21 protein-coding genes are annotated in these 26,157 nt (G+C 72.9%); 9 read left to right on the forward strand and 12 right to left on the reverse strand.

What is annotated here, in order from left to right; genetic code table 11:
* Positions 1 to 216: 216 nt before the first annotated feature.
* Complete coding sequence (locus BR98_RS33265) at positions 217 to 498, reverse strand: hypothetical protein (protein ID WP_051970710.1); 282 nt, start codon at positions 496 to 498, stop codon at positions 217 to 219.
* A 277-nt stretch (positions 499 to 775) separates the two neighbouring features.
* On the opposite strand from BR98_RS33265, the gene BR98_RS33270 reads away from it, so the two are divergent.
* A complete protein-coding gene (locus BR98_RS33270; RefSeq protein WP_035850812.1) occupies positions 776 to 1,219 on the forward strand; it encodes a helix-turn-helix domain-containing protein in 444 nt (147 codons plus the stop codon).
* A gap of 64 nt (positions 1,220 to 1,283) precedes the next feature.
* On the opposite strand, the gene BR98_RS33275 is transcribed toward BR98_RS33270, so the two are convergent.
* On the reverse strand, positions 1,284 to 1,838 hold the full coding sequence (locus BR98_RS33275; RefSeq protein ID WP_035850821.1) for a GNAT family N-acetyltransferase: 555 nt from the start codon (positions 1,836 to 1,838) through the stop codon (positions 1,284 to 1,286).
* 7 nt (positions 1,839 to 1,845) lie between these two features.
* Positions 1,846 to 1,992 carry a hypothetical protein gene (locus tag BR98_RS39865; protein WP_157538033.1) on the reverse strand — a complete coding sequence of 49 codons (147 nt, stop codon included), beginning with the start codon at positions 1,990 to 1,992 and terminating at the stop codon, positions 1,846 to 1,848.
* A 139-nt stretch (positions 1,993 to 2,131) separates the two neighbouring features.
* Between BR98_RS39865 and BR98_RS39870 the strand changes: the two genes are divergently transcribed.
* The 4 genes from BR98_RS39870 (at position 2,132) to BR98_RS33295 (ending at position 5,505) form a co-directional block, all read left to right on the forward strand.
* Complete coding sequence (locus tag BR98_RS39870; protein WP_035850823.1) at positions 2,132 to 2,395, forward strand: dsRBD fold-containing protein; 264 nt, start codon at positions 2,132 to 2,134, stop codon at positions 2,393 to 2,395.
* Positions 2,396 to 2,494: 99 nt separating this feature from the next.
* The gene (locus BR98_RS33285) at positions 2,495 to 3,679 is read left to right on the forward strand and encodes an aminotransferase-like domain-containing protein (protein WP_035850825.1); all 1,185 of its coding nucleotides are present in this window, start codon (positions 2,495 to 2,497) and stop codon (positions 3,677 to 3,679) included.
* Between the two features lie 77 nt (positions 3,680 to 3,756).
* On the forward strand, positions 3,757 to 4,245 hold the full coding sequence (locus BR98_RS33290) for a GlcG/HbpS family heme-binding protein (RefSeq protein ID WP_083977291.1): 489 nt from the start codon (positions 3,757 to 3,759) through the stop codon (positions 4,243 to 4,245).
* A gap of 9 nt (positions 4,246 to 4,254) precedes the next feature.
* The gene (locus tag BR98_RS33295) at positions 4,255 to 5,505 is read left to right on the forward strand and encodes an MFS transporter (protein WP_051970712.1); all 1,251 of its coding nucleotides are present in this window, start codon (positions 4,255 to 4,257) and stop codon (positions 5,503 to 5,505) included.
* A 160-nt stretch (positions 5,506 to 5,665) separates the two neighbouring features.
* Here the strand turns inward: BR98_RS33295 and BR98_RS39875 are convergent, their stop codons facing one another.
* Entirely contained in the window at positions 5,666 to 5,836 is a 171-nt protein-coding gene (locus BR98_RS39875; RefSeq protein ID WP_157538035.1) for a hypothetical protein, read from the reverse strand.
* Positions 5,837 to 6,118: 282 nt separating this feature from the next.
* On the opposite strand from BR98_RS39875, the gene BR98_RS33300 reads away from it, so the two are divergent.
* The 3 genes from BR98_RS33300 to BR98_RS33310 are packed head-to-tail and all read left to right on the forward strand — an operon-like array spanning position 6,119 to position 8,959.
* Positions 6,119 to 7,093 (forward strand): DUF6879 family protein, encoded by a 975-nt coding sequence (locus tag BR98_RS33300; protein WP_051970714.1) that lies wholly within the window; start codon positions 6,119 to 6,121, stop codon positions 7,091 to 7,093.
* A gap of 20 nt (positions 7,094 to 7,113) precedes the next feature.
* The gene (locus BR98_RS36825) at positions 7,114 to 7,692 is read left to right on the forward strand and encodes a hypothetical protein (RefSeq protein WP_051970717.1); all 579 of its coding nucleotides are present in this window, start codon (positions 7,114 to 7,116) and stop codon (positions 7,690 to 7,692) included.
* A 55-nt stretch (positions 7,693 to 7,747) separates the two neighbouring features.
* The gene (locus tag BR98_RS33310) at positions 7,748 to 8,959 is read left to right on the forward strand and encodes an FAD-dependent monooxygenase (RefSeq protein ID WP_051970719.1); all 1,212 of its coding nucleotides are present in this window, start codon (positions 7,748 to 7,750) and stop codon (positions 8,957 to 8,959) included.
* 30 nt (positions 8,960 to 8,989) lie between these two features.
* On the opposite strand, the gene BR98_RS33315 is transcribed toward BR98_RS33310, so the two are convergent.
* The gene (locus BR98_RS33315; protein WP_035850831.1) at positions 8,990 to 13,345 is read right to left on the reverse strand and encodes a hypothetical protein; all 4,356 of its coding nucleotides are present in this window, start codon (positions 13,343 to 13,345) and stop codon (positions 8,990 to 8,992) included.
* Positions 13,346 to 13,378: 33 nt separating this feature from the next.
* A complete protein-coding gene (locus BR98_RS33320) occupies positions 13,379 to 16,324 on the reverse strand; it encodes a hypothetical protein (RefSeq protein ID WP_035850834.1) in 2,946 nt (981 codons plus the stop codon).
* A 260-nt stretch (positions 16,325 to 16,584) separates the two neighbouring features.
* Here BR98_RS33320 and BR98_RS33325 point away from each other — a divergent pair, with 260 nt between their 5' ends.
* Positions 16,585 to 18,597 carry an APC family permease gene (locus BR98_RS33325; protein WP_407639524.1) on the forward strand — a complete coding sequence of 671 codons (2,013 nt, stop codon included), beginning with the start codon at positions 16,585 to 16,587 and terminating at the stop codon, positions 18,595 to 18,597.
* 70 nt (positions 18,598 to 18,667) lie between these two features.
* Here the strand turns inward: BR98_RS33325 and BR98_RS33330 are convergent, their stop codons facing one another.
* From BR98_RS33330 to BR98_RS33355, 6 genes are all read right to left on the reverse strand, one after another.
* Positions 18,668 to 19,870: an NRAMP family divalent metal transporter gene (locus BR98_RS33330; protein WP_051970721.1), complete on the reverse strand. Its 1,203-nt coding sequence runs from the start codon at positions 19,868 to 19,870 to the stop codon at positions 18,668 to 18,670.
* A gap of 115 nt (positions 19,871 to 19,985) precedes the next feature.
* Positions 19,986 to 21,353, reverse strand: coding sequence for a magnesium transporter MgtE N-terminal domain-containing protein (locus BR98_RS33335; RefSeq protein WP_035854722.1), 1,368 nt, complete (start codon positions 21,351 to 21,353; stop codon positions 19,986 to 19,988).
* Positions 21,354 to 21,682: 329 nt separating this feature from the next.
* Positions 21,683 to 22,414, reverse strand: coding sequence for an MgtC/SapB family protein (locus BR98_RS33340; RefSeq protein WP_035850838.1), 732 nt, complete (start codon positions 22,412 to 22,414; stop codon positions 21,683 to 21,685).
* A gap of 338 nt (positions 22,415 to 22,752) precedes the next feature.
* Positions 22,753 to 23,577 carry a COG4705 family protein gene (locus tag BR98_RS33345; RefSeq protein ID WP_083977293.1) on the reverse strand — a complete coding sequence of 275 codons (825 nt, stop codon included), beginning with the start codon at positions 23,575 to 23,577 and terminating at the stop codon, positions 22,753 to 22,755.
* A gap of 142 nt (positions 23,578 to 23,719) precedes the next feature.
* Positions 23,720 to 24,907: a helix-turn-helix domain-containing protein gene (locus BR98_RS33350; RefSeq protein ID WP_051970723.1), complete on the reverse strand. Its 1,188-nt coding sequence runs from the start codon at positions 24,905 to 24,907 to the stop codon at positions 23,720 to 23,722.
* Positions 24,908 to 24,926: 19 nt separating this feature from the next.
* Positions 24,927 to 26,150, reverse strand: coding sequence for a YncE family protein (locus BR98_RS33355; RefSeq protein WP_035850840.1), 1,224 nt, complete (start codon positions 26,148 to 26,150; stop codon positions 24,927 to 24,929).
* Positions 26,151 to 26,157: the final 7 nt, after the last annotated feature.

A 26,157-nucleotide genomic window follows, 5' to 3' on the forward strand; every position in this document is an offset into this window, starting at 1 on the left:
GGGCCGGGTGACCGGCGGTAGCGGCCCCCGGCGCGACTCTGGGCCCTTCTCGACACCGGTGAACTTCGAACGCGGCACGGACGGCCCCCGGCCGTGGCCGGGAAGGGGTGCCCGCCCCTGGCGGTTGTAGAATGCATCCTAATTGGTTGCATTCACCAATGAAAGGTTGCGCTTTGCCACGACCGCCGTCACCCGGCACGCGCGCGGACCGCTCGATCAGCCTCCCGCGTGGGCGGCGGTCGGGTGCCTCGGGTCGACGGACAGCGGGAGCAGGTGGCGGGAGGTCAGGTGCCCGACCCAGTGGCGGTGGCACTCGGGGCAGGCCGGTGCGCCCTCCGTCGAGTACGGGGAGCCGGCGGGGACACCGTCATGGGAGAAGTTCTCCCAGTCGCTTCCGTCCTCGTCGCGATAGTGCTGGACCTCGTAGTCGGCCGACCACTGGTGCCAGCAGTGACCGCAGGTGAACTCGACGTGTTCCACAGCCCGTTCAGTGATCATGACGACACTCCTCGGGGGCGGGGCAGCAACCGGTCGGGCAATCGGCGCAAGTCGTCCCGTACCGGTCATCAAACTCCGATCGGCGCCGCCTGGCAAGGGTGTTCGGCGGTACCAGGAAGGGTGCTCCGCGGTACGGGAAGGGCGGTCGGCGGTACCGGAACCGCGCCAGTGGAACCGCGCCGCTGACAGCGAGTCACTGCCTGAACTAGGATAAACGGCATCGATGGCTGCGTCCGCGCGTGCTGGAGTGGTACGGGGGCCGACCGGGAGGTGTGGGATGACGGAAGCCGAACCCGCCGGTACAGCCGGCACCGAGGCGGCCGGAACGTCGCTGGCAGAGAAGATCGACGGCCTGTTCCGGGTCGTCCGGCGCGCCAACCGTGAGCAGTACAGCCACGAGGAGGTCGCCAAGGCCTGCCGGGAGGCCACCGGCGAGACCTTCTCCGCCACCTACCTCTGGCAGTTGCGCACCGGTCGGCGGGACAACCCGACCAAGCGGCACCTCGAGGCGCTGGCCCAGTTCTTCCAGGTACCGGTGGCGTACTTCTTCGACGACGAGCAGGGTGCGGCCATCGCCCAGGAGCTCGAACTCCTCGGCGCACTGCGCGATGCCGGGGTGCGCAGCATGGCGCTGCGTGCGGTCAACCTCTCCCCGGAGGGGGTGGGCACGATCAGCGACCTGATCGACGTGATCGCCCGCCGCGAGGGCCGCGAGCAGTAGCGGGCGGGCGATGGCCGGCCGGTGGTAGCGGGCGCGCCGGCGGGAGAACGCTGGTCGAGACGGGTCAGGACTGGCTCGCGCCGTGCCGGGCCAGGTAGTCGGCCCGGGTGAGCTCGGTGACCTGCACCGCGCGGCCGTTGCCCGGCGAGACGGTGCGCCGCTCCGGAACCATGCCGAGCTTCTCCATCACGTGCGCCGAGGCGTGGTTGGGCAGCTGATAGATGCTCACGAGCCGGTCCAGGCCGAGCTCGCCGAAGCCGAAGGCCAGCACCTCGCGGGCGGCCTCGGTGGCGTAGCCCTGCCCCCAGTGCTGCCGGCGCAGCCGCCAGCCGATCTCCACCGCGGGCAGGACCTCCGGCAGGAAGTCGGGCACCGCCAGGCCCACCCAGCCGACGAACTCGCCGGTGGCCCGCAGCTGCGCCGCGAACAGCCCGAAGCCGTGCTCGCGCCAGCCGGCCCGGAACCGCTCCAGGCTGCGGGCGCTCTCCTCGCGGGTCTGGGGCTCACCCGCCGCGATGTAGCGCATCACCACCGGGTCGGCGTGGAGTTCGGCGAGCGGGTCGAGATCGGTGTCGCGCCACTGGCGCAGCAGCAGGCGGGGGGTGGTGCGCTCAGTCATCGGCAGGTCACTCCGGGAGGTCGGGTGCGTCGGGCAGATCGGGTGCGTCCGGCAGATCGGGGGCCTCGGGCAGGTGCGGGATGTCGGGCAGCCCGGGGATGTCCGGCAGTTCCGGCGGTTCGGGCAACTCCGGTGGCTCGGGGAGGATCGGCACGGCGGGCTCCATCGGTCGTCGGACGGGCGCGTCCGGTCGTCGGACGGTCCGTCAGATCCTCGCCGCTGCGGCTGCGCAGGGCAAGGCTTGCAGGCAGGCCCGGGCGGGGTCACCCTGGGGGAGAGGTAGGAGGCGCGCGATGCACAATCAGTGGGAAGTCGAGCTGAGCTTCGAGGAAGACGGCGTGAACACGCTGTGTGACGCCCGGCTCGCCGGTAACCGGGCGCCAGGCCTGAGCGGCCACGGTGAGGCGATCCGCAGCACCGAGGACCGGCCGCTGGCCCGGATCGGCGAGGAGGTGGCCGCCTGGCGGGCGCTGGACGACCTCTCGCACAAGTTGAAGGCGCAGGCGACCGGCGAGATCCAGGACGAGGGCCACCGGCCGCAATACCTCGTCTACTGACCAGGCGGCCCGACCAAGGCCGGACGGGACAGTCACCGGGCGACCGGATGCTGAGCAGGGGCTATCGACGGATGATCAGTTCTGCCTAGGCTGACCGGCATGACGATCCGCGTCGATGCCCCCGCCCTGGCTGCCCGCGCCGCCTCCGTCGGCCCCTCCGCGGTGCGCGAGATCCTCGCGCTGACCGCCCGGCCCGAGGTGATCTCCTTCGCCGGCGGCCTGCCCGCGCCCGAACTCTTCGACGTGGCGGGCCTGCGCGCCGCCTACGACCGGGTACTGGCCGAGCGCCCGCGGCAGGTACTGCAGTACTCCACCACCGAGGGCGACCCCGAGCTGCGGGCCGCCATCGCGGCCCGGTTCACCGGGCGCGGCCTGGCCACCACACCGGACGACCTGGTGGTCACCACCGGTTCCCAGCAGGGCCTCGGCCTGCTCGCCACCGCGCTGCTGGAGCCCGGGGACGTGGTGCTGGTGGAGGACCCGAGCTATCTGGCGGCCCTGCAGTGCTTCCGGTTCGCCGGCGCCCGGGTGCTGCCGGTGCCCTGCGACGAGCACGGGGTGGACCCGGTGGCGCTGGCCGAACTGGTCCGCCGCGAGCGCCCGAAGCTGCTCTACCTGGTGCCCAACTTCCAGAACCCGACCGGCCGCACCCTGCCCGCCGCGCGCCGCCAGGCGATCGCCGAGGTCGCCGAGCGGGACGGGCTGTGGATCGTCGAGGACGACCCGTACGGCGAGTTGCGTTACAGCGGCGAGCCGCAGCCGTGGATCTCCTCGTTCCCCGAGGCCGCCGACCGCACGGTGCTGCTCGGCAGCTTCTCCAAGGTGATGGCCCCCGGGATGCGGCTGGGCTGGCTGCGCGCTCCGGCGGCGCTGCGACGCGCCTGCGTGATCGCCAAGCAGGCAGCCGACTTGCACACCTCCACCGTCGACCAGGCCGCCGCCGCCCGCTACCTGGCCGACAACGACCTCGCCGCCCACCTGGCCCGGATCACCGGCGCCTACCGGGAGCGCCGTGACGCGCTGCTGGCCGGCCTGCCGGCGGCGCTGCCGACGGGCAGCGAGTGGAACCGGCCGGACGGCGGGATGTTCCTCTGGGTCCGGCTGCCCGCCGGCCACGACGCGGGCGAGCTGCTGCGCGCCGCGGTGGCGCAGGACGTGGCGTACGTGCCGGGTGCGCCGTTCTTCGCCGGCCCGGCCGATCCGGGCGCGCTGCGGATGTCGTTCACCACGCACACCCCGGCGGAGATCGGCGAGGGGCTGCGGCGGCTGGCGAAGATCTTCTGACGGACTGTAAGGGCTGCTCCCGGGCTGCTGACAGCTGAGCAGTACCGGGCCCGGCGGTCGGCCGCGAGGCTGGCCGCATGCAGCCGCCTCTCCACCCGCACCCGCACCCGCAGCCTGACCCGCACCGCCACCCCCACTTCCGCCCGCACCCCCGCCTCGATCTCGCCACCGCCCAACTGCTCTGCGCGGCCGCGCTCGCCGCCGCCGCCGAACGCCAACTCCTGGTCTCCGCCGCCGTGGTGGACGCCGGCGGCGAACTGGTTGCGTTCGCCAGGATGGACGGCGCCGAGATCGCCGGCACCGTCCTGGCCCCCGACAAGGCCTACACCGCCGTCGCCAACAGCGCCCCCACCCACGAACTCGCCCACGCCGCCGCCCCCGGCGGCCCGCTCTTCGGCCTGCACACCGCCGCCCACGGCCGCTTCGTCATCTTCGGCGGTGGCATCCCGCTGCGCGGCCCCGACTCCACCATCACCGGAGCGATCGGCGTCAGCGGCGCCCCGGACCCGGCCGAGGACGTCGCCTGCGCCCAGCAGGCGATCGACGGGATCTGGCCCGGCCGCTAGTCTCGGGCTGTGCTCGAACGATCTTTCGCCCGGTGGTTGTCCCGCGTCCTGCCCGAACCCGGGCCGCAACGGGCGATGGTGGTGTCGAGCTTTGTGAACCGGGTGGGGAACGGCTTGTTCAACACCGCTTCGGTGCTGTACTTCACCCGCGTGGTGGGGTTGTCGCCGGGGCAGGTGGGCCTGGGGCTGACCATTGCGGGGGTGGTCGGGCTGCTCGCGGGGGTGCCGGCGGGCGAGTTGGCGGACCGGCGGGGGCCGAGGGCGGTGATGTTGCTGACCCTGGCGGTGCAGGCGGCGACCATGCTGGCGTTCGTCTTCGTCCGCGGCTGGGGCGCGTTCACCGCGATCGCGACGCTGGACCTGCTGGCGCTGTCGGCCAACAACGCGGCGCGCGGAGCCATGGTCGCACGGGTCGGCGGGGAGCGGCCGGCGGTGTTCCGGGCGAAGCTGCGGACCTTCGTGAACATCGGCGTGGTGCTTGGCACGGTCGGTGCCGGGTTCGCGGTGCAGATCGACACCCGGGCCGCGTACACCGCGCTGATCCTGCTGAACGCCGCCAGCTACGTCGGCTGCGGGCTGTTCCTGCTGCGGGTGCCGGCCTATCCGGCGAGGCCGCGGCCGCCGCTGGAGCGCCGTTGGGCGGTGCTGCGGGACCGGCCGTTCGCGCTCTTCGCGGTGCTGGACGGGGCGATGGGACTGCAGTACCAGGTGGCTTCGCTGCTGCTGCCGATCTGGATCACCCTGCACACCGAGGCGCCGCGCTGGACGGTCGCGGCCGTCAACGCGCTCAACTCGGCGTTCTGCGTGCTGTTCCAGGTCAGGGTGGGCAGCAAGGTGGAGACCACCGAGCAGGGCGGGCGGGGGTTCCGGCAGGCGGGGCTGCTCTTCCTGGTCAGCTGCCCGCTGATGGCACTGGCGGCCGATCTGCCCAGTGCGGCGGCGGTGCTGGTGCTCCTGCTGGCGATCGGCGTGCACAGCCTGGGCGAGGTGTGGCAGTCCTCGGCCGGGTTCACGCTCGGCTTCGGCCTGGCGCCCGAGCACGCCCAGGGGCAGTACCAGGGGCTGCTCGGGCTCGGCTTCGACACTGGACAGGCGCTCGCCCCGGCGGTGCTCACCACGGTCTGCCTGGGGCTCGGGCAAGGTGGCTGGGTGCTGCTCGGTCTCTTCTTCGCCGGGCTCGGACTGGCCGGCCCGCCGCTGGCCGCCTGGGCCGGGCGAACCCGGCCGGCGGCGCAGCCGGTGCAGACCCGAGTGGCTTGAGTGCCGGGGGGACGCCGGTCAGCGGGGCACCGGTCAAAGGGGCCGCCGTCAGCGGGCCGCGGCCCCGGACGGGACGGCGAGCCAGCTGTTGTCGTCCTCGCGGGTGGTGCGGGCACGGTGGTGCATGGTGTTCTCCTCCTGAGGGATGGGGGAGTGCGGGTCAGTAGCGCGGGGGCTTGTAGTGGTCGCCCCAGCTGGTGTCCGAGCCGGCCACCACCGTCCGGTGGGCTGCCGTGGCGGCCGAGTGCTGCCCGTGGGTCGTCGTCCCGGCGGTCAGCAGGGCGGCGGCGAGCAGCAGCAGAGTGCCGCTGCGGCGGAGGATCGAGGCCATGGGCCGGCTCCAGAGTTTCGACAGGTCAGATGAGCTCCCGGCGAACGCCGTGGTCGGCCTGCCGGTCCCGGACGTCGGGAGTTGACACCCCGTCCGAGAGTCATAGTCCACCCCGGCGGGGTGCCGCTGGTCCAGCGGTGATCAGTGGCAATAGCGTGCATGGCAGGGAAGTTCGGGGGTCGCAAAGAGGGGTGATTCGTGCAGAACGGTACAGAACTCGGACAGCTGCCTACGCTTGATGAGACGGCTCTCACACTGTTCGACCATGTTCTGGCGCACGGGGTGCTTGACCTGGGCCGGATCGCCGCGATTCCGGACGGCGAGTTCGTCTCCGGCCTGCCCGATCTGGCAGCCGGCGAGCTCGAGCACGCCGCCGAGGTGCTGCTCGCGCTGCGCCTGCTGCGCCCCGCCCCCGGGCGGCCCGACCTGCTGATCCCGACCAGCCCCGAGGCCGCGGCCGCCGAGGCGCTCGGGCCGCTGGAGGCCCGGATCGCCGAGGCCAGCCGGCATGCCCAGGCGGTTCGGGACGAGCTGCAGGCGCTGATGCCGCGCTACCGCTCCTCGCTGCGCGAGCGCGGCCGACAGGCGGGCGGCGACCGGCTGCCGGACCTGCGCACCGTCTCCGCGATGCTCACCGAGGAGGCGGCCCGCTGCCGCGAGGAGGTGTTCACCATCCAGCCCGGCGGCGGCCGGCAGCCCGGACGGCTGGCCGAGGCGGTCAGCCGGGACTTGGCGATGCTGCAGCGCGGGGTCCGGATGCGCACCCTCTACCAGCACTCGGCGCGCAGCAACCTGGCCACCCAGGGCTATGTGGAGACCCTCACCGCGGGCGGCGCCGAGTACCGCACCGCTCCCGAACTCCCCGACCGGGCAGTGGTCTTCGACCGCTCGGTGGCCTTCCTGCCGACCCGCGCGGAGGACGGCACCGGCGACGGCGCGGTGCTGGTGCGCGACCCGGACATCGTCGCCTACCTGTGCCGGGTCTTCGACCAGCTCTGGGCCACCGCCACCCCGTTCCGCGGCAGCACCGAGGCCGCCTACCGGGAGGTCGGCGACAACCTGCGCCGGGCGCTGGTCGGGATGCTCGCCGAGGGCGCCAAGGACGAGGTGATCGCGCGCCGGCTCGGCATGTCGCTGCGCACCTGCCGCCGTCACATCGCAGAGGTCCTGCTCGCGGTGGGCGCCGAGAGCCGTTTCCAGGGCGGCGTCCTCGCCGAGCGTGCCGGGCTCACCAGGACCGACGCAGAGCCGAACTGACGCTGTGTCAGAATCCGGGAATGGACTTCTTCGACTCGATACCGCGCCCCGAGGAGCCGGCCGGGCCCGAGCGGCCGAAGCCGCCGGTCTGGATGCGCCCGGACGATGTGATGCCGGTCAGCCTGCCGCTCACCCGGATGCTGCTGCGCAGTCCGAAGGTCGCCGTCTTCACCGATGGGCTGCGGGCCTACCCGGAGGGCTTCGAGTTCACCGTGCAGATTCGTTGGGCGCCGGGCGTGGCGCGGGACCGGCGCTCCGGCCCGTTCGGCTGGCACGGCGGGCGCCCGGACCAGCCGTCCGGCGACGAGCTGCGGTTCGGCGTGCTCTTCCCCGACGGCAGCCGGGCTGCGGCGGACGGCTTCCTGGGGCTGCGGTTGCGGGAGCAGGACGTCCGACCACCGCTGATCCACGGGACCTCCGGTGGGGGCGGGAGCGGCACGTGGGAGCAGAAGTTCTGGGTCTGGGGCCTGCCCGAGACCGGACCGGTCACCCTGGTCTGTGCCTGGAGCGCCGAGGGGCTGGCCGAGCATCGGGTCGAGCTGGACGGTGACGCACTGCGGGCGGCCGCCGCGCAGGCCGAGTCCCTCTGGACCACGTGATCACTGCCCCGCCATACTCGTGCAGGTCAGTTGTTGAGCGACAGGGGCGGGGCACGTGCGGTTGGGACGAGTGGCAGTGGTGGGCGGCAGCATCGCGGGGTGCGCGGCCGCACTCGCCGTGGCGCGTGCCGGGGCCGAGCAGGTGGTGGTCTTCGAGCGCGCCCAGCACGAGCTGCAGGGGCGCGGTGTCGGAGTCGCCATGCACGCCGAGCGCTACGCCGAACTGGAGAGCCTCGGCTACCTCGACGCCGACATCCCGTGGGTCCGGGTGGAGCGGCGCGCCTGGGTGGTGCGCGACGGCGAGCGGCGTGCCGGGCGCCGGATCGGCGACCAGCCGTTCGGCTTCCGCACCTACAACTGGGGCAGCCTCTGGCAGGGGCTGCGCAACCGGATCCCCGAGTCGGTCGAGTACCGCGCCGGGGCCGGGGTGGCCGAGGTGCTGGCCGAGCCGGACGGGGCGCTGCTGCGGCTGGCCGACGGAACCGAGGAGCGGTTCGACCTGGTGGTCGGGGCGGACGGCTACCGCTCGCTGGTCCGGGCCGCCATCGAGCCGCAGGACCGGGCGCAGTACGGCGGTTACCTCGCCTGGCGCGGCACCGTCCCCGTCGAGCTGCTGCCCGACGCGGCCGAGGCCTTTCCCGAGCTGGACGCGGCGACGGTCGTCTTCCCCGGCGGCCACATGATCGTGTACCGGATCCCGGGTCCGGGCGGGACCGGCGAGGACATCAACTACGTGCTCTACACGACCCCGGAGCACGACAGCGAGCTGAACTTCGACGACCCCGAGGCGGCCTCGGGCCGTGGCCTCACCGAGAGCCTGCGTCGTCAGGAACTGGCGATCGCCGAGCGCCACTTCCCGCCCTTCTGGCAGGACGTCATCCGGCTCACCCCGCCCGACAAGGGCTTCATCCAGCCGATGTACGAGATGGCCGCCGCGCGGTACGCGTGCGGCCGGCTGGTGCTGCTCGGGGACGCCGCCACGGTGGCCCGCCCGCACACCGGCAGCGGCGCGGTCAAGGCCCTGCAGGACGCCGGCGTGCTGGAGCGCGCGCTGCGTTCGGCCGCGACCGTGGAGGACGGGCTCGCCGACTACGACGCCGAGCGGGCGCCGGTCGGGCAGGCGATGCTCCAGCTCGGCCAGCGGCTCGGGGTCAGCCACGTCCAGCAGACCCCGGACTGGTCGGGCATGGACCAGCAAGGGCTGGACGCCTGGTGGCAGACCGCGGGCGGTCAGGGCTTCGGCGGGCACGCGCTGCGCAAGGCCTGAGCACGCGCCGCACCGGGAGCTGGCGGAGGGTCAGAACTCGAAGGTCTCCGCGAAGACCAGCCGGGGCCCGCCGGGCAGCCAGTTCCGCACGATCGTCGCGGGGTGGTGCGGAGCAGGATGCTCGCCCGGGACCTCACCTGGGAAGGACCCGGGGGCGTCCGGTTCCTGGAGCTTCTTGCTCTCCATCACGTCCGTGGCGAAGTGCTCGGACTCCCGGACGGCGATCCGGAACCGGCCGGGCTGGTGCCCTGCCGGCAGCGTGATCGTCCCGTGCCAGAGCTGCTGCTCCCCGGTGAGGCCGAGCGCCGCCTCCGGACGGTCGCCGACCAGCAGCGCCTGCACGTTCGTCACGGAGGCCGTGACGGACTGCCAACCGAGCGGGTCCGAGGTGCCCGGCAGGCGTTCCTGGACCATGACGTCGACCAGGTCTCGGGACGGGTTGAGGAGCGGTCCGTTGTGGTCGGTGAAGAAGTCGGAGGGCGAGGCGAACCCGGACTCCCAGGAGTTGTTGCGGTAGTGCCGTCCCTCGACCAGCAGGGTGAAGGCGTCCGGCCCGGCCGGATCGGGGGTCAGCGTGACCGTTCGCGGGGTCGGCAGGTTGACGAAGTCCGTCAGCACCGCCTCGGAGAGTTCCAGTCCCGGCAGCGAGTTGGGCTGGTAGCGAGCCAACGCCAGCCGCAGGAACGGCCAGTACGTCTGCTCCGGTGCGCCGGTCAGCTCGATGTCGCAGTACCAGAGCCCGCGCTGCTCATCGAACTGGACCGGGTGCCCGACCACCTCGACCAGGGTGCCGTTGGTCAGCGGGACGTCGTTGCGGGTGTCGACCGCGTTCGGGAAGTCGGACTCGGCCGGCCCGTGGGTCAGCGCCTCGGAGTTGAAGACCGGGTCGGCGCCCCAGTGGGTGACGAACGGGGCCAGCGGGGCCGGCTGCGGATAGTCCTGGCCGTCCGGGTCGCCGAGCAGGACGCCGAGCAACTCCCCGTCGCCGGAGGAGTACCACGGGCGAGCCAGGTAGACCCGGACACCGCCGGTGCGCCGGCTGGTCCGGGTGCCGTCCGGCGCGGTGCTGCGGGTCCAGCGGAAGGTCGGCAGCACCGAGACCACCACCGGCGCGGCCGGGCGTGCCGAACTCGGGACGTCCACCTCGACGGTGTCGCCGCTGACGCCCACCCGGTTCGGGTCCGTCGCCACCTGCTCCGGCAGGTACTCGCAGAACCGGCTGACGCCCCGGGCCTGGTAGGCGATCCGGCGGTGCCGGGTGTCGCCGAACTCCTGGTTAGACAGGAAGGTGCGGCCCGACTCGTCGCCCGGTTCGGGGCCCTGGAGGGTGAGCAGGTCCACCGGGAACGGCTGGTAGCTCGCGATCGGCACCACCTCCGGGTCCTCGGTCGCGGGGACGATGGTGTCCTCGCCCTCGCCCGGCAGTGCCACCGGCAGGTCGAAGACCTGTGCGAAGCGCTGGACCGTCTGCGGACCGGTCGGGGTGTCCAACTGCTCGGTCCAGGAGGCGTGCAGCTCCACCTTGGCCGTGGTGGCGCCGTGCAGCCGGATCGTCCCGCTCAGGTAGGTGTTGGTCGCGCCGGCCCGGCGAAGGGTTCGCAGGTCCGCCTGGTTCAGCGCCGGCGCGCGCAGTGGGGCCTCGACCGCGTGCACCAGCCGCACGGTACGGAGCGGTGTGATCATCCGGTGGCCGCCGAGCAGCGCGGTCTCGATCTGGTCGGCGCTGACCTGCTGCTGCCCGGGCTCGGTGACCCACCGCCACAGGCCCAGCTGGTCCAGGTCGGTGCTGTCGCTGGTCAGCGAGAGGTAGCAGCTCAGGCGCAGCGCGGCCTGCTGGCCGGGCCGCAGGAAGACGGTCAGCACCCGCGCCTGCGGATCCCAGCTGGGCGCAGGCGGCGCCGCCTCCAGGGTGTCCCCGGGCCCCGGGTCGGCCAGTTGGAGGCGCAGCGGCCGCCGGTCCGGCCAGCTGCCGGCGAAGTCCAGGTGCACCGAGGAGCCGCCGAGCGCCGCGAGGGTGGCGGGCAGCAACGGGCTGCGGCCGAAGCCCAGTTGGCCCGCCTGGTTGAGCAGGCCCGCCGGGTCGGCGCTGCCGGCCAGGCCGGGCACCCCGAACAGCGCGACGCCGTGCGCCAGCGGATCGGGCAGGTAGGGGAGGGCCAACTGGTCCTCGTGGTGCAGCGCGTAGCCGTCCGGCACGACCTCCACGCCGGGCCCCGGGTCCAGCAGACTGCCGTTCTCCCGGCGGGCGATCGCATAGGTCTGGTCGCAGCCGCCGCCGGTCCCGAAGGAGGCGTCGAACATCCCGTGGGCCTCGGCCATCAGCTGGGAGGTCTTGGGCGGCACCAGGTGGCGGTCGCAGCCGGCCCGGTAGAGCCGCCCGCCGGTCTGTGCGGTGAGCAGGCTCGCGTAGTCCGTGGCGCTGCTCCCGGCCCGACTGCGGATCACCAGGTGCTCCAGCGACTCGCCCTCGGTGTATTGCTCGCGCGGGACCAGCACCGGGGCCGGCACCGGTTCGAACCGCCCGTAGCGCAACTCCGTGTCGCCGCTGGGCAGTACCGGCAGGGCCTGGAGGTCCTGCGCGACGGCGTGCAGCCGGTCGGTGGCCTCGTCCGGTGTCAGGCAGTTGCCCGCCACGTCGACCACCCGGGCGCGGAACCGGTAGCCGCGGCCGAACCGCAGCCGGGGCAGGCTCCCCGGCTTGGCCAGGAAGGAGGTCCGCAGCGGGGTGCTGGGCTGCGGCGGGTCGGCGGGGGCCGGCACCGACGGGTCCTGCGCGGGACTGCCCGGCCGGGGCGCGGCCATGCTCCAGCCCTGCCAGTGCAGCAGTGACTCGTGGATGTGCAGCGGGGCGGTCGGGTCGGGCTCGATGCCGTCGGGACCGGGCCGGCGGGTGATCGCGACCTGGACGGTGCCCTCGTCGGTGAGGGGCGGCAGGCTCGGGCCGTCCGGCTGATCGGGGAGGGTGTAGGTGCCGTTGCGCCAGTGCAGCGACTGCCACGATCCGGTCGCGGTGTCCTGCACGTCGAAGCGGTAGCCCCGGGTGAGGTCCTCGGCGAAGAAGGTCACCGGGTGACCGTCCGTCAGGTCGGTGTGGTGACCGGCGGCCGTCGCGATCCGGTTCATCAGCAGCAGGCCGTGGCCGCTGCGCGCGATGCTCACCCCGCTGGTGCGCAGTGCCGGGACGCGGACCGGCTCGGCATCTTGGTCGGGCACCGTGGCGGCCAGCCCGAGCACCTTGAAACCGCCGCCGTCGACGTCCAGTTGCACCGCCTGGTACTGCGGCTCGCCGCTCTCCTGCAGGGCCAGGTTGAGCAGTCGGCGGACGGACTCGGTGGGCGCCGGAGCACCGGCGGGCGCGGTGGAGGTGGCCGGGGCGGGGGCGGTCTCGAAAGTGTCGACGCCCTCCAGCAGGTAGGCGGTGGCCGGGCTCACCGAACTGTCGGCCAGTGGTGGATTGAGGACGGGGACCACCTGGAGCGTCTGCGGGGTGGCCGGGCTGCTGGCGGAGAGCGGCAGTTGGTGGTGGCTGGGGAGTTCGAGGTCGATCACCAGTCCGAGCCGGCGCAGCAGCGGTGGGAAGTCCAGCAGGAGGGTGAGCAGCTGATGGAAGGTCAGCTTGGGGACCGGCTGGTTCGACGGCGGTGCCGTCCCGGAGCCGGGCGGCGCCTGGTGGAAGGCGGCGAGCTGGGCCAGCGGGTCCGCGGCGGCCGGCAGCACCGGGGTCGGCGCGCTCGGGTCGAGCTCGGCCAGCCGGGCGGCCAGCGCGGCGGCGTCGGCGACCCGGGCCGCCAGCTCGGTGCGTCCGTCGGGGCGCAGCAGGTTGTCGGCCGCGGCGTGGTGCAGGGCGCGGAGCCGGGTCCCGTCCTGCTCGTCGGCCAGTGCTGCCCCGGCGAAGGCCGGGTGCGGCACGCCCGGCGGGGCGGGGGAGACCGCTGCGACCAGCCGACCGTACGCCCGCTGGACACTCGAACCGGTCAGGTTCAGAGCCGAGTTGTCGGTGGCGAGCAGGCGGTGCCCTTGCTTGATGGTGGCGTGCACCTCGGCCACGGGGTAGCTGCTGTAGACCCGGGAGTCGGCCAGCTGTTCGGGCGCGGGCGGGTCGCCGACCACGCAGCCGCCGAACAGGGCGCGCCACAGGTCCGACTCGGGTGGCGGGCCGATCCTGGTCGCGGGAGTCGACAGGCCCGCGGCCGTCACCGTGAAGCCGACCTGCCCGGAGTTCAGCCGGGCCGGCCAGTCGGCGAAGTCGCCGCTGAGCGGATCGTCCGGCTGGTCCGACTGCAACTGCGGTGAGACCAGCACCGAGAGCTGCGGCCGGCGGTCGCTGGGGACGCCGGTGATGCCGTTCGGCAGCGCGGTCCAGACGATCGTCTGACGAAGCGTCATATCGGTTCCTGTTCTTGACAGAAGGCTCGACGGTCAGGCGAAGGCCTGGCAGTAGGTGGTCCAGTCGGCGGGGGTGACCAGCTGCTCGAAGCTGTTCGCCGCCGGGAGCGCCGCGTCCTGCTGCAGGTGCGTGATGAGGTGCTGCGGAGGCGGTTGCCCGCCGGGGATGGCGAAGTGGCGCTCGGTGCTGAGGGTGATGTGCTTGGTGAGCATCAGCAGGTGGACGCCGACGCTGACGGTCGCCCGGCCACCGATGCTCGGTGGGTTGCGGTCCGGCTCGTAGGTCATCGCCAGGTAGATCTCGATCGAGACCCCGGCGATGCCGAGCAGTTCCACGGCCCCGCCGATCCGCAGATAGGCGGAGAAGGCCATCGACTTCGAGACGCCCTCCGTCAGCGAGAAGTAGAAGCCGCCGGTCACGTGCACGCTGGCGGTCACCACGGCCAGCGAGACCTCGAGGTTGGCCCCGAGCTCGATCTCGCCCTCGAGCGCACGGAGGCCGGTGCTGTCCACCTCGATCGCCAGGAACCCGCCGCCGCCCACCATCGACACCGTGACCAGGAAGGGATGGCCGCGCTCCGAGAAGGCCAGCCGCAGCCGCACCGGGGTGCCGTCGAACGGCAGCGTGAGGACCGCGGTCAGCACGATGTTCGCCAGGCTGAAGACCGCGACCCCGGCACTCGGCAGGCCGAGCGAGTAGCTGACCGTCACACCCGCCGGGGTGAGCCGCACCTGGGGAAGCCCGCCGAAGCCCTCGGTGGGGATGATCTTCGCGAGCTCGTTGAGGAGGCTGAGCTCCTCCTCGAAGGTCACCCGCACGCCGACGGGCACCACGGTGGTCTTCTGCCCGGTGCCGGAGGTGAACTGCAGCGAGCCGAAGTGGACGGTCAGCACCTTGGCGAAGTCGAGCGCGAAGTGGGTCAGTTCACCGGACACGCTCGCCATCGGCTCGCCGGGCTGCCCGCTCGGGGAGGGCGAGACCGTGGTGCTGCCGTGGATCGACAGCTTCGAGTCGCCGGTCAGGCTGAGCAGCAGAAGTTGCGGCGCGCCGAGCGGCGGCTGCCAGTCGAAGGCGCTGGTCGTCACGCCCTGCGGCGAGACGGTCTGCTGCAGGGTCGGAAGGTGGGCGTTCTCGGTGAGCTCGCCGATCACCTTCGCCAGGGTGATGCCGCCCAGCAGGGGGGCGTTGCCGAGCAGCGAGTCCGCGGTGACGCCGCCGGTGGCGAGTTGGGCGAATCCGGCGGGGACCGGTCCGAGGGCGCCGGTCAGGCTGTCGAAGCTGAACGTCGGTGTGGCCAGGCCACCGGCCCGGTCGGTGGGAACGGCGACGCTGAGCGGGGTCGTGAGGGTGGCGAAGGCCTCGGAGGCGGCGGTCGCCGCCAGTAGCCGGACCTCCTGCGGGAGGACCAGCTCGGCCGAGCCGAGCAACTGGTCGATGGCCGGGATCCGCACCACGGCGGTCGGCACCTGCGGCAGATAGGGGGGTGTCAGATCATCGAAGGACTGGGCGGAGAAGGTGAGTTGCTGGACCGGCAGGATGCTGTCGGCAGCCGGCGCCAGCCTCAGGCGTGGACTGTCGAGCTCCGCCGCGCCGAGCTCCCCGTACTGACTGAGCGCTTGCTCGAACGGGGTATCGACGCCGACGAAGAGCAGCGGCAGTTGGAAGTCCACGCTGGTGCCCGACCGGTCCCGGCCCAGTAGGTGGAACGGCACCGGGCCGGCGTCGGGGCCGACCGGGACCGCCTTGGTGGTGATCCGGACCTGCCGCAGCGGCAGCAGCGCGGTGCGGTCGGCCAGGGCCGGTTGGTCGTAGTCGCGCTCCGACTCCAGCACGGCGATCCAGCTGGTGCCGGTGAGGAAGTCGGCCGTCCGCTCGCCGACGGCCAACTGCCGGTCGAAGACCTCCACCAGCGCCGCGCGGTGGCCGAGCGGGAAGAGCGAGCCCATCCTGACGATCCGGACCTGCTGGTCGCGCCCCTGGGCGACGGTGTGGCGCCAGGACTGCAGTTCGGAGTCGGCCGTGCCGTCCCAGCTGCCCTGCAGGTCGGCCCAGGCGCCGAGCGGCGAGAGGGTGAGGTGCGAGGCGCGCAGCGCCGGTGCGGCGACCGGCCCGCCGGCCCCGGGCGGCGCGAAGTCCGCCGAGTTGGTGACGATCTCCCGGCGGTCGGTGGCGGTCAGCACATCGTTCGCGAAGGGCGGGTGATCCTCCGGCTGGGTGGCGGCCGGGTGCGCGGGGCCGTCCAGGTCGTCGGTCCAGATCGCGCGCAGGGGTGGCGGCACCGACGGGTCGGTGGCGTCGGCGGTGCCCAGTCGGGTGTGCCAGAGCTCCGTGACGCCCTGGTGGGTGACGGCCTCGGTGGCGTGCGACCAGCGGGCCGGACCGACCGGGGAGAGCAGCAGTCGGTAGGGCAGCTCCAGCGCGGTCTGCTGGTCCGTCGGGGATGCCGGGCGCGGCTGACCGGCCGTCAGGTCGGGCGGATCCGGCAGCGCGTTGGCCGCCAGACTGGGCACGAACTGCTCCCAGTCGAGCAGCGCCGCGAGCGTGAACGGAAGGCTCGGCAGCGAATCGGGCACTCGGAAGCCGAGCCGGCTCGGGCCGGCCATGAAGGACCGGCTCATCGCGGCCGGCACGGGGGTCAGGTCCGTGGTGCTCACCGTGCCCGACACCGGATCCAGCGGGTAGGCCGTCTCGGCGATGTGCTGCGGGGGCAGCACGACCACCAGGAAGGCCGGTTGGGCGGCGTCGACACGCACCAGCCGAGGCGGCTGGCCCGCGGGTTGGTCGAGTTTCAGATTGAAGAACTCGAAGGTGAGCGAGAGCAGGTCGTCGGCGCGCAGCACAGTGGCGATGAAGTCGGCCATCCGGGCCTCCTCGGGTCGGGCCTGGGGAGCGGCCGGACCGCTCTGGACGAAGTCGGCGGGCGGCGGGAAGAGCCCGTCCGGGTTCGGGGCGGACGCCTCGGCACCATGACGGCACATCCCTTCGCATGCGCTGCGTAGGCGATCGTATCCGTGGCGTCACCGCCGCGGCGGTACCCACGCGGGCGGTGCGGACCGGCGGAATCCCCGGAGTGCTTCAGTGTCTCGGCACTCGGTCGGCCGCTAATAATTCGTCAAGATTGTCATTAACGGAAATAGCGCCGTGGGTGCCTCCAAGCAGGCGGAATCGAGTGCGCACCGGGGCCTGCCTGCGGAGAGCCGGGGATCTGGTCGCATAATCTGACCCGGCCATCGTCTTGATGGTCAGCCAGGTCAGTGCATTCGACAGGAGTAACACGGTGGTCGCCTCAGCAGTTCCGGCCGATCCCGGCGCCGATATCCCGGCCCGGAGCCGTCTGCGCGCCTGGTTGCTGGAGGGCCTGTCGGACATGGCCAAGCAGCATCCGGGCCCGCACGCCGAGGTGCCGGAGGCGCACCAGGGTCAGCGCTGGTGGCGGGTCATGTGCCTGACCGGGCTGGACTACTTCTCCACCCTCGGGTACCAGCCGGGCATCGCCGCGCTCGCCGCCGGCCTGCTCTCGCCGATCGCCACCATCGTGCTGGTCGTCGTCACCCTGCTGGGCGCGCTGCCGGTGTACCGCCGGGTGGCCCAGGAGAGCCCGCACGGCGAGGGCTCGATCGCGATGCTGGAGCGGCTGCTGTCGTTCTGGAAGGGCAAGCTCTTCGTCCTCGCGCTGCTCGGCTTCGCGGCCACCGACTTCATCATCACCATCACCCTGTCGGCCGCCGACGCCACCGCCCACCTGGTGGAGAACCCGCACCTGAGCAGCGCGCTCGGCGGGCACGAGGTGCTGATCACGCTGCTGCTGGTGGCGCTGCTCGGCGGCGTCTTCCTCAAGGGCTTCAGCGAGGCGATCGGCGTCGCCGTGGTCCTGGTCGCGCTCTACCTCGCGCTGAACGTCGTGGTGGTGGCGGTCGGCTTCTGGCACGTGATCACCGCGCCCCAGCTGGTCACCGACTGGTCGCACGCGCTGACCGCCGAGCACGGCAACATCTTCGCGATGATCGGCGTCTCGCTGGTGGTCTTCCCCAAGCTGGCGCTCGGCCTGTCCGGGTTCGAGACCGGCGTCGCGGTGATGCCGCACGTCAAGGGCGACCCCGGGGACACCGAGGAGCGGCCCACCGGGCGGATCCGCGGCACCCGCAAGCTGCTGACCACGGCGGCGATCATCATGAGCATCTTCCTGATCACCACCAGCTTCATCACCACCGTGCTGATCCCGGCCGACGAGTTCAAGACCGGTGGCCAGGCCAACGGCCGGGCGCTGGCCTTCCTGGCCCACAAGTACCTCGGCGGCGGCTTCGGCAGCGTCTACGACCTGTCCACCATCGCCATCCTCTGGTTCGCCGGCGCCTCGGCGATGGCCGGCCTGCTCAACCTGATGCCGCGCTACCTGCCGCGCTACGGCATGGCCCCGCACTGGGCCCGCGCGGTGCGCCCGATGGTGCTGGTGCTCACCGGCGTCGCCTTCCTGATCACCTGGATCTTCGACGCCAACGTCGACAAGCAGGGCGGCGCCTACGCCACCGGCGTGCTGGTACTGATCAGCTCGGCCGCCATCGCCGTCACCATCGCCGCCCGCAAGGCCCGCCAGCGCGGCTGGACCTGGGCCTTCGCGGCCATCTCGGTGGTCTTCCTCTACACCACGGTGATCAACGTCGCCGAGCGGCCGGACGGCGTCAAGATCGGTGCCTGCTTCATCGTCGCGATCATCCTGCTCTCGCTGCTCTCCCGGCTGGCCCGCGCCTTCGAACTGCGGGTCACCGACGTGGTGCTGGACCCCACCGCCGAGCGGTTCCTGCGCGACGCCGGGCACCGCACCATCCGCCTGATCGCCAACGAGCCCAACAACCGCGACCAGGACGAGTACCGCGAGAAGAAGCGCCAGATCCGCGCGGACAACGACATCCCCGCCGACGACGACGTGGTCTTCGTCGAGGTGATCGTCCGCGACCCGTCCGAGTTCGAGTCCGAGCTGCAGGTGCGCGGCGAGGTGCTGCACGGCCGCTACCGGGTGCTGGTGGTGGAGAGCTCCAGCGTCCCCAACGCGCTGGCCGCGCTGCTGATGCACGTGCGGGACCTGACCGGGCGCCAGCCGCACATGTACTTCGAGTGGACCGAGGGCAACCCGCTGGCCCAGTTCCTGCGGTTCTTCCTGTTCGGGCAGGGCGAGGTCGCGCCGGTCACCCGCGAGGTGCTGCGGGAGGCCGAGCCGGACCGCAGCCGCCGGCCGCGGGTGCACGTCGGCTGACCCGCGCCAGACCCGGCGCGGCGCCGCCCGGTACGGCGCCGCCCAGCGCGGCCCCCGGGCGGCGCGGCGCTCAGACCAGGCCGAACCAGCCCAGCACCGTCTGCACCAGCAGGATGGTCGACATCGCGGCCACCCCCACCACCACGGTGGTGGCCGCGATCCGGTACCGCGGGCCGTTGGCCGCGGCGCCCAGCAGCGAGCGCCGGTTGGTCAGCACCAGCAGGTACACCAGCACGATCGGGCTGATCAGGCCCTGCAGCACCTGAGTACCGATCAGCAGCTGGATCACGTCCACCGGGGTCAGCGCGACGATCGCGCCGAGCGCGATCTGGGCGGTGAACAGGCCCAGGAAGAGCGGTGCGTCCCGGAAGCTGCGGGAGACCGAGCGCTCCACCCCGGCCGCCTCGCCCACCGCGTAGCTGGCCGACAGCGGCACCACCGCGCCGGCCAGCGCCGAGGCACCGATCAGGCCGAGCGCGAAGAGCAGTTCGGCGCCGTGCCCGGCCACCGGCTTGAGCGCCTCGGCGGCCTGCGCGGCGGACTGCAGCGGTCCGGTGCCGCCGATCACCGAGGCGGTGGCGATGATGATGGTCAGACTGATCCCGCAGGCGAAGACCGCGCCGAGCACCGCGTCCGCCCGGATCAGCTTGTAGTCCTCCGGCTTGGCGCCCCGGTCCACCACCCCGGCGGCCGCGTAGAACTGCATGTACGGGCTGACCGTGGTGCCGATCAGCGCCACCGCCAGCAGGATGAACTCCTTGCTGCGCTCCAGGTGCGGGACCACCAGGTGGTGCCCGACGTCGCCCCAGTGCGGGTGGCCGAGCACCATGGCGACCGGATAGGCGAAGAAGGCCAGCGACATCACCAGGAAGATCCGCTCGGCCCAGCGGTAGGAGCCGAACAGCACCAGCGCCCAGAGCAGCACCGCGGCCGGCGGGATGACCAGCCACTTGGGCACCCCGAGCAGCTCGACGGCGGCGCCGATTCCGGCGAACTCGGAGACCACCAGGCCGGTGTTGGCCAGCAGCAGGCAGCAGACCGCGAGCGCGGTCAGCCGCAGGCTGAACTGCTCACGGATCAGCGCGCCCAGGCCCTTGCCGGTGTAGGCGCCCAGGCGCACCGCCATCTCCTGGACCATCACCAGTGCGACGGTGACCAGCACCATGAAGAAGAGCGTGCCGTACACGTACTGGGAGCCGGCCGAGGCGTAGGTGGCGATGCCGGCCGCGTCGTTGCCCGCGTTGGCCGCGACCAGTCCGGGGCCGGCGACCATCGCGACGGCGGCCAGTCGGCGCAGGCCCTTGCGGCGGGCCGGCGCGGGGGGCCCGCGGTGAGGGTCGACGGGGTGTCGGTGCCGGGCGGTGCGCCCGCGCCGGTGTCGAGGTCGGTCACTGCAGGAACCTCCGGAAGTGCAGGCGGCCGCGCTCGGGCAGCAGGGCGTCCAGGATGTCGTCGGCCAGGATCCGCCCGAGCGGGCGGTCCGCCTCGTCGACGACGAGGAGCGAGGCGGCCCGGGCGGCGACCAGCTGGTCGGCGACCTCGGCCAGCCGGGTGTCGGGGCGCACCATGACCGGCCGGCCGAACTGGGCCAGCCAGGCCGTCAGATCGGCCACCAGGGTGGTGTCCTCGGCCACCACCAGGTCGTACAGCGAGATGTCGGCGAGCAGCCGGCCCTGCGGGTCCAGCACCGCGACCGCGGCGATCTCGGTGCGGTGCTCGGCCTGGGCGGCCAGCTCGGCCCGCACCTCGGCGACCGTCTGTTCGGGGCGGGCGGTGACCAGCAGGGTGGTCATCGCGCCACCGGCGGTGCCCTCCCGGTGGGCGAGCAGGCCGCGCAGCTCGGCGGCCTCGGCGGCGGGCATCCGCGCCAGCAGGGTCTCGCGCTCGCCGGGCTGCAGGTCGCGCAGCGCGTCGATGGCCTCGTCCGGCTCCATCTCGTCGACCAGCCGGGCGGCGTGCTCCGGCGGCGCCTCGCGCAGCAGGTTCTCCAGCTCGGCCGGTTCCATCTCCTCCAGCGCGTCGGCCGCCTGCTCCGGCTCCAGCCAGCCCAGCAGCTGCTGGCGCTCGGTGCGGCCGAGGTCCTCCAGGATGTCGGCCAGGTCGGCCGGGCGCAGCTGGTGCAGGGCCGAGCGGGAGGCGCGCAGCCGGACCTCGGCCGGGCCGTCGGTGGCCTGGGCACCGAACGGGGCTATCGACTGCCAGTCCAGCACCCGGTCCGGGGTCGGGCGGACCTGCCAGCGGCGCGGGCCGAGCCGGCGCAGCAGGGTGGGCAGCGAGACGTCCACGCCGACCAGCACCACCCGGCCGGTCAGCGGCGCCAGGTAGAGGTCGGCGGCCCGGGTGACCTGCACCCCGTCCACGTCGACCAGCTGATGGTCCATCACATCCCGGGCGAGCAGCACCTCGCCGGGGCGGCGGGTGAAGTCGCGCAGGTCGACCCGGGCGGTGCGCAGCCGCACCTGCCCGGCCTGCACCCGGTCCAGCTTGTCGGCGGCCAGGAAGGCCCGGCGGCGCCCGATCCGGATGATCAGACCGGTGACCGGCGGGTACGGGTCGGGGCCGTAGAGCCGGGCGACCACGTCCACGACGCGGCCGACCTCCTCGCCGGCCTGGTTGGTGACCGGGCCGCCGACCAGGCCGGCCAGCGAGACCAGCGAGGAGCGGACGGTCCGGGAGGCGGTGGCGCGCAGTTCCAGGTCGACCTTGCGGTCGCGCAGACGGGCCGTGGTGGACATGAACAGAGTGTTGGTGGCCAAGATGAACACCCCCTTGCCCCGGCATGGACGGGGCACTGGGCGGCAGCGGACAGCGGCCCTTCCCGGCGGGACGACACGGCGGTGAGTGTGCGTCAGCTGTCGTCGGTTGCCGTCAGCTGTCGTCAGTCGTCGTCGGTCGTCGTCAGTGGTCGTCAGGGAAGGGCAGGCTGACCCGAGCCGCGGAAGGACGGCGGGGACAACATGAGGAAGGGCCGACTATGGCCCGGACTACTGTCCATCTCGCCTCCTCCCCGGGGTTCTGTTAAAGCCGCGATAAGGATAGGCCCTCCGCGGGTGCGGCCACTCCACCGATGACCAAGGCTTGACCTTCATGCGAGCACCTCGTCCCCGGCGCTCGCGTCCTCGCCCTCCAGATGCCAGTGCAGATCGCGCACGCCCGGCTCCAGCGAGAGCCGGCTGACCACCTGCTCCAGTGCGGTCGTGACGTCCCCACTGATCGCGACGGTGGCGCGCACGGTGGTCGCCTCGCCGCGCTCACGGCGGGCGCGCAGCCCGGTGGGGGCCAGGCCGGAGGCGGCCAGCGCCTGCAGCAGCAGGGCCCGGATGTGGTTCTCGGCCTGGCGGTCGCACTCCAGGTGGACGGTGGCGCGCACAGCGGCGTCGGGGTCGTCGCCGCCGGCCGGTGCCCGGTCCAGCAGCCGGCCGGCCGGGCGGAGCACCAGGTGGACGGCGAGCACCGCCAGCGTGCCCAGCAGCGCCAGGTCGAGCCGCCCGGAGGCGGCCAGTACCCCGACCGCCGCCGAACACCACAGGGTGGCGGCGGTGTTGAGGCCGCGGACCCCGGCGCCGTCGCGCAGGATCACGCCACCGCCGAGGAATCCGATGCCCGAGACCACATAGGAGGCGACCCGGGTCGGGCTGCCGCCGTCGCCGACCGCCTCGCTGTACAGAACGAACAGGGTGGCGCCGGCCGCGACCAGCGCGTTGGTGCGCAGGCCCGCCATCCGGGCGCGCCACTGGCGCTCCACGCCGATCAGCGCGCCGCAGGCGACACCGGTGGCGAGTCGCACCAGGAAGTCGAGAGTCGTCAGGGTGTGCACGGGGCACCTCCTTTCGGCGGCACGCGGCGGCAACCCACCCGGGGGCCCGCGGCCTGACCGGGCGTCACGGCCGTGGGCCGGGGCGCGAGCCAGGCGCGGCTCGGAACGAGGGGTGGTTACCGCATGCCGGAGGAGAACGAGGACAGGCGGATGCGGGGTCGTTTGTGACCCGGACTACTGGTGGACATGTCTCTCGCCTCCTTCCGGTCGACTGCACGTGCGGGCACGCTGCAGCAGCAAAGTGCCCCGGCAAGCTTAGACCCTGCCGCGATCCGAACTTGCGTATTTTACTTAACCTTGACCTAGGTGCTCCCTCTTGACCCAGGTGCCGGCTCGACCTAAGCGCTCGTGCCCCGCTCGCGCCGGCTCAGCAGCACCACCAGGCCGAGCACCACCACGCCCACCGCCAGGCTGACCGGCCCGGTGCCCAGGTCGAGCCCGCCGCGCTGCTTGCTGACGCCGACCCAGTCGGCGAACGAGGCGCCCAGCGGGCGGGTCAGCACATAGGCCCACCAGAAGGCGAGGATCGGGCCGAGCCGCAGCCAGCGGTAGGCCAGCGCGGGAACGGCGATCAGGGCGGCGAACAGGAAGCCGGAACTCAGGTAGCCGAGGCCCACGGTGGAGGCGGTCAGGTCGCCGACCGCGGTACCGAGCGCGAAGGTGGTCATCACCGCGGCCCAGTAGAAGAGTTCACGGCGAAGACCGGTGATGCTGTGCACCGAGAGGGTGCCCTCGACCCGGTACCAGAGGGCGAAGAGCGCCAGCAGGACGACCGAGAAGCCGATCGTCGAGGCCAGGTACGGGACGCCGACCGCCACATGCAGCACGTCGGCCGCCATGGTGCCGAAGACGCTCACCATCACCACGGCCAGCCAGTAGACGCCCACCACGTAGCGGCGGGTGCGCAACTGCAGCGCCAGCGAGCCGGCCAGCAGCAGGGCCGCCCCGGCCACCGCCGGGACCGGGCCGACCGTGCGCGCCAGGTAGTCCGAAGTCGTCTCGCCCATACCGGTGGTGAGGACCTTGGTGAGCCAGAAGACCGCCGTCACCGCCGGGACCTTGGTCAGCAGGGCGCTGGCGGAGGGAGCGGCGGCTCGCTGCCGCGGGGACTCGGTGACCGTGATGCCGGAGATGACGGCACCCCTCTCGTACAGGAGGACCATGGGGAAGAGCAGGGTCGCCGTGATCGGCGTCTACGGCAATGTAGACGGTCACTCCTGGGGGCGTCTAACCGCCCTCCCGGTTACTCGGTCGGGGGCGGCGCCAAGGCCAGTGCCAGGGCTAGGGGCAGTGCCAGGGCCAGCGCTATGGCCAGGGCTCGTCCAGCCAACTCGCCAGCGCCCAGCGCCAGCGCAGCGCGTGCGCCAGGACGGCACCGGTGGGCGGTGGTTCGCCGAAGGAGGTGAGCTCGCCGAGCCTGCGCAGCCGGTGCTTGACGGTGTTCGGGTGGACGTGCAGGGCCCGGGCGGTGCGGTCGATCCGGCTGCCGTGGTCGAGGTAGCCCAGCGCGGTGCGGGCCAGCTGGCGGTGCAGGGCGTCGGTGGCGTCCAGGCCGGCCAGCAACTCCGCGGCCAGCAGCGGGCCCATCGCGGCCGCGCCGTCCGCGGCCACCGCCGGCGCCAGTTCGGTCAGCCGCCGGCCGCCGCTGAGGCCGCGCCGACGGGCGGCGGTGAGCGCCGCGCGGCAGAGCCGGTGGACGGCCGGCAGGTCCACCGCCGCCACCAGCGGGGAGTGGACGGTGAGATCGGGCACCGGCGGGGCCAGCACCGGGTCCGCGCGCTCGGCCACCACGCAGAGGTAGCCCTCCACCAGTGCTGACAGAGCGTCAGGTCGGCTGCCCTCGCGGACGAGTTGGGGATCTCCCACATCGGCCACCAGCAGGTGGTAGCGGCCGGCCGGATCCAGCCCCGCGGCGGCCAGCCGGTCCGTGGCGCCGTCCACCAGCACCTCGCGCAGCGCCTGGATCCTGGCCGCCCGGCTGGTGGCCAGCAGTCGCAGCTCGGTCTCCCGGTAGGCGACGATCAGGCGCTGCTGCAACTCGCCCGCGTAGGAGTCGAGTTCGACCAGCACCTCGACCAGGGAGCGGAACGGCAGCTCGGTCCCGTCCAGCCGGTCCGCCACGCAGCGGAACACCTGGGTGCGGGCCGCCCGGAAGCCGTCCAGCAGCGCGCCCAGCGGGACGCCCTGCACCGCCCGGTCGGCGGCCAACCGGGCGGCGGAGCCCACCTGTTCCCGGGCCAGGCCGCCGGTGTCGATGAAGGCGCTCGACACGGCGGCCAGCAGCGCCGCGATGTGCCGCTTGACCTCCTGCTCGGGCAGCGCGGCCACCTGCGGCGACCCGGCGCGGGCGGCGTCCACCGCGCCCTGCAGCACCGCCGGGTCGGCCCGCATCCGCTCCATCACCCGGCGCACCGCCGCCCGCCCGGCGGCCTCGGCTCGTCCCGCGGCCTCGGCCCTTCCCGCGGCCTCGGCTCGTCCCGCGGTTTCCGCCATGCGCGCCCTCCCGGGTCCACTACCCCTGTGCGGACAAGGAGTCCAGCACGGACTGCGGCAGTTGCGCCAGACGCTCGCGCTGCGGGAAGACCCCGACCGGCACCCGGGCCACCTCGCGGGCGGTGCCGAGGTCGACCACCGAGACCTGGTCGGCCTGGCTCAGCGAGACGAAGCAGTAGCGGCCGCCCTGGCCGCCGGCCACCGCCCAGTACGGCAGGCTCCCGGTCGGGTAGTCGACCCGCCCGACGGTGCTCAGGTCCGCGGTCGAGACCACCGCGGTGTAGTCGTCGATCGTCCCCACGTCGCAGAGCAGGCTCTGGTCGCCGGAGAGCGCCAGCCCGTGGTGCGCCGAGTTCTTCGGGTAGCTGTCCGGCGCCAGCGCATGACCCGCCGGGCTGAACGGCATGGTCACGGTGGCCGTGGTGCGGGCCGAGTCGAGGTCGTAGCGGACGAAGCCGTTGAGGTACGACTCCTGGGTGTAGAAGGTGGTGCCGTCCGCCGCCAGCACGTTCGGCCGGATCCCGTGCGGGAAGCTCCAGGTCTTCACCACCTTGAGGGTGGCCGCGTCCACCTTGGTCAACTGGAAGCTCCCCTTGAGGAACTCCAGCGCCTGCGGCATCGACACCACGCCGATGCTGGAGTTGTAGACGTACTTCCCGTCCGGCGTGAAGTCGTTCTGGTGCGGATACGAGCCGGTCGGGAAGCTGCCGACCACCGCACCGGTCGCGGTGTCCAGCACCTGCGCCTCGTTGGCGGTGGTGGCCGAGACCACCCAGCGGGTGCCGTCGGGGGAGAGCGCCGCGTGGTCGGCGTGGAAGCCGTCCAGCCGGGTGCGCCAGAGCTGGCGGTGGGTGGCCAGGTCGTAGGCCACCGTGTCGTCCAGGTTGCCGCGCGAGACGTACATGGTCCGCCCGTCCGGCGAGAGCGCGACATCGTCGACGAACCGGTCCCCGCCCTCGACCTGCTTGACGATCGCGTAGCCGGTGCGCTGGATCAGGTCCATCTGGTCGAGGCGCTGCTGCAGGTCCGGGATCACGTCGAAGGTGCCCAGGTTGGCGAAGGTGCGGGCGTCCAGGAAGGAGACGGTGCCGGACTGGCTGTTGCCGACCAGCACCACGTCACGGGCGTCCGGTCCGGCGAGTCCGGCCGCGTGGGCGCTGCCCCCGTACGCGGCGGTGCCGACCAACGGCAGCAGGGCCGCACAGGTCCGCAGCAGTCGCCTTCCCCAACTCGGCGCAGACATCGGCGCT

It is taken from the genome of Kitasatospora azatica KCTC 9699, from assembly GCF_000744785.1.
GTDB classification, from domain to species: domain Bacteria; phylum Actinomycetota; class Actinomycetes; order Streptomycetales; family Streptomycetaceae; genus Kitasatospora; species Kitasatospora azatica.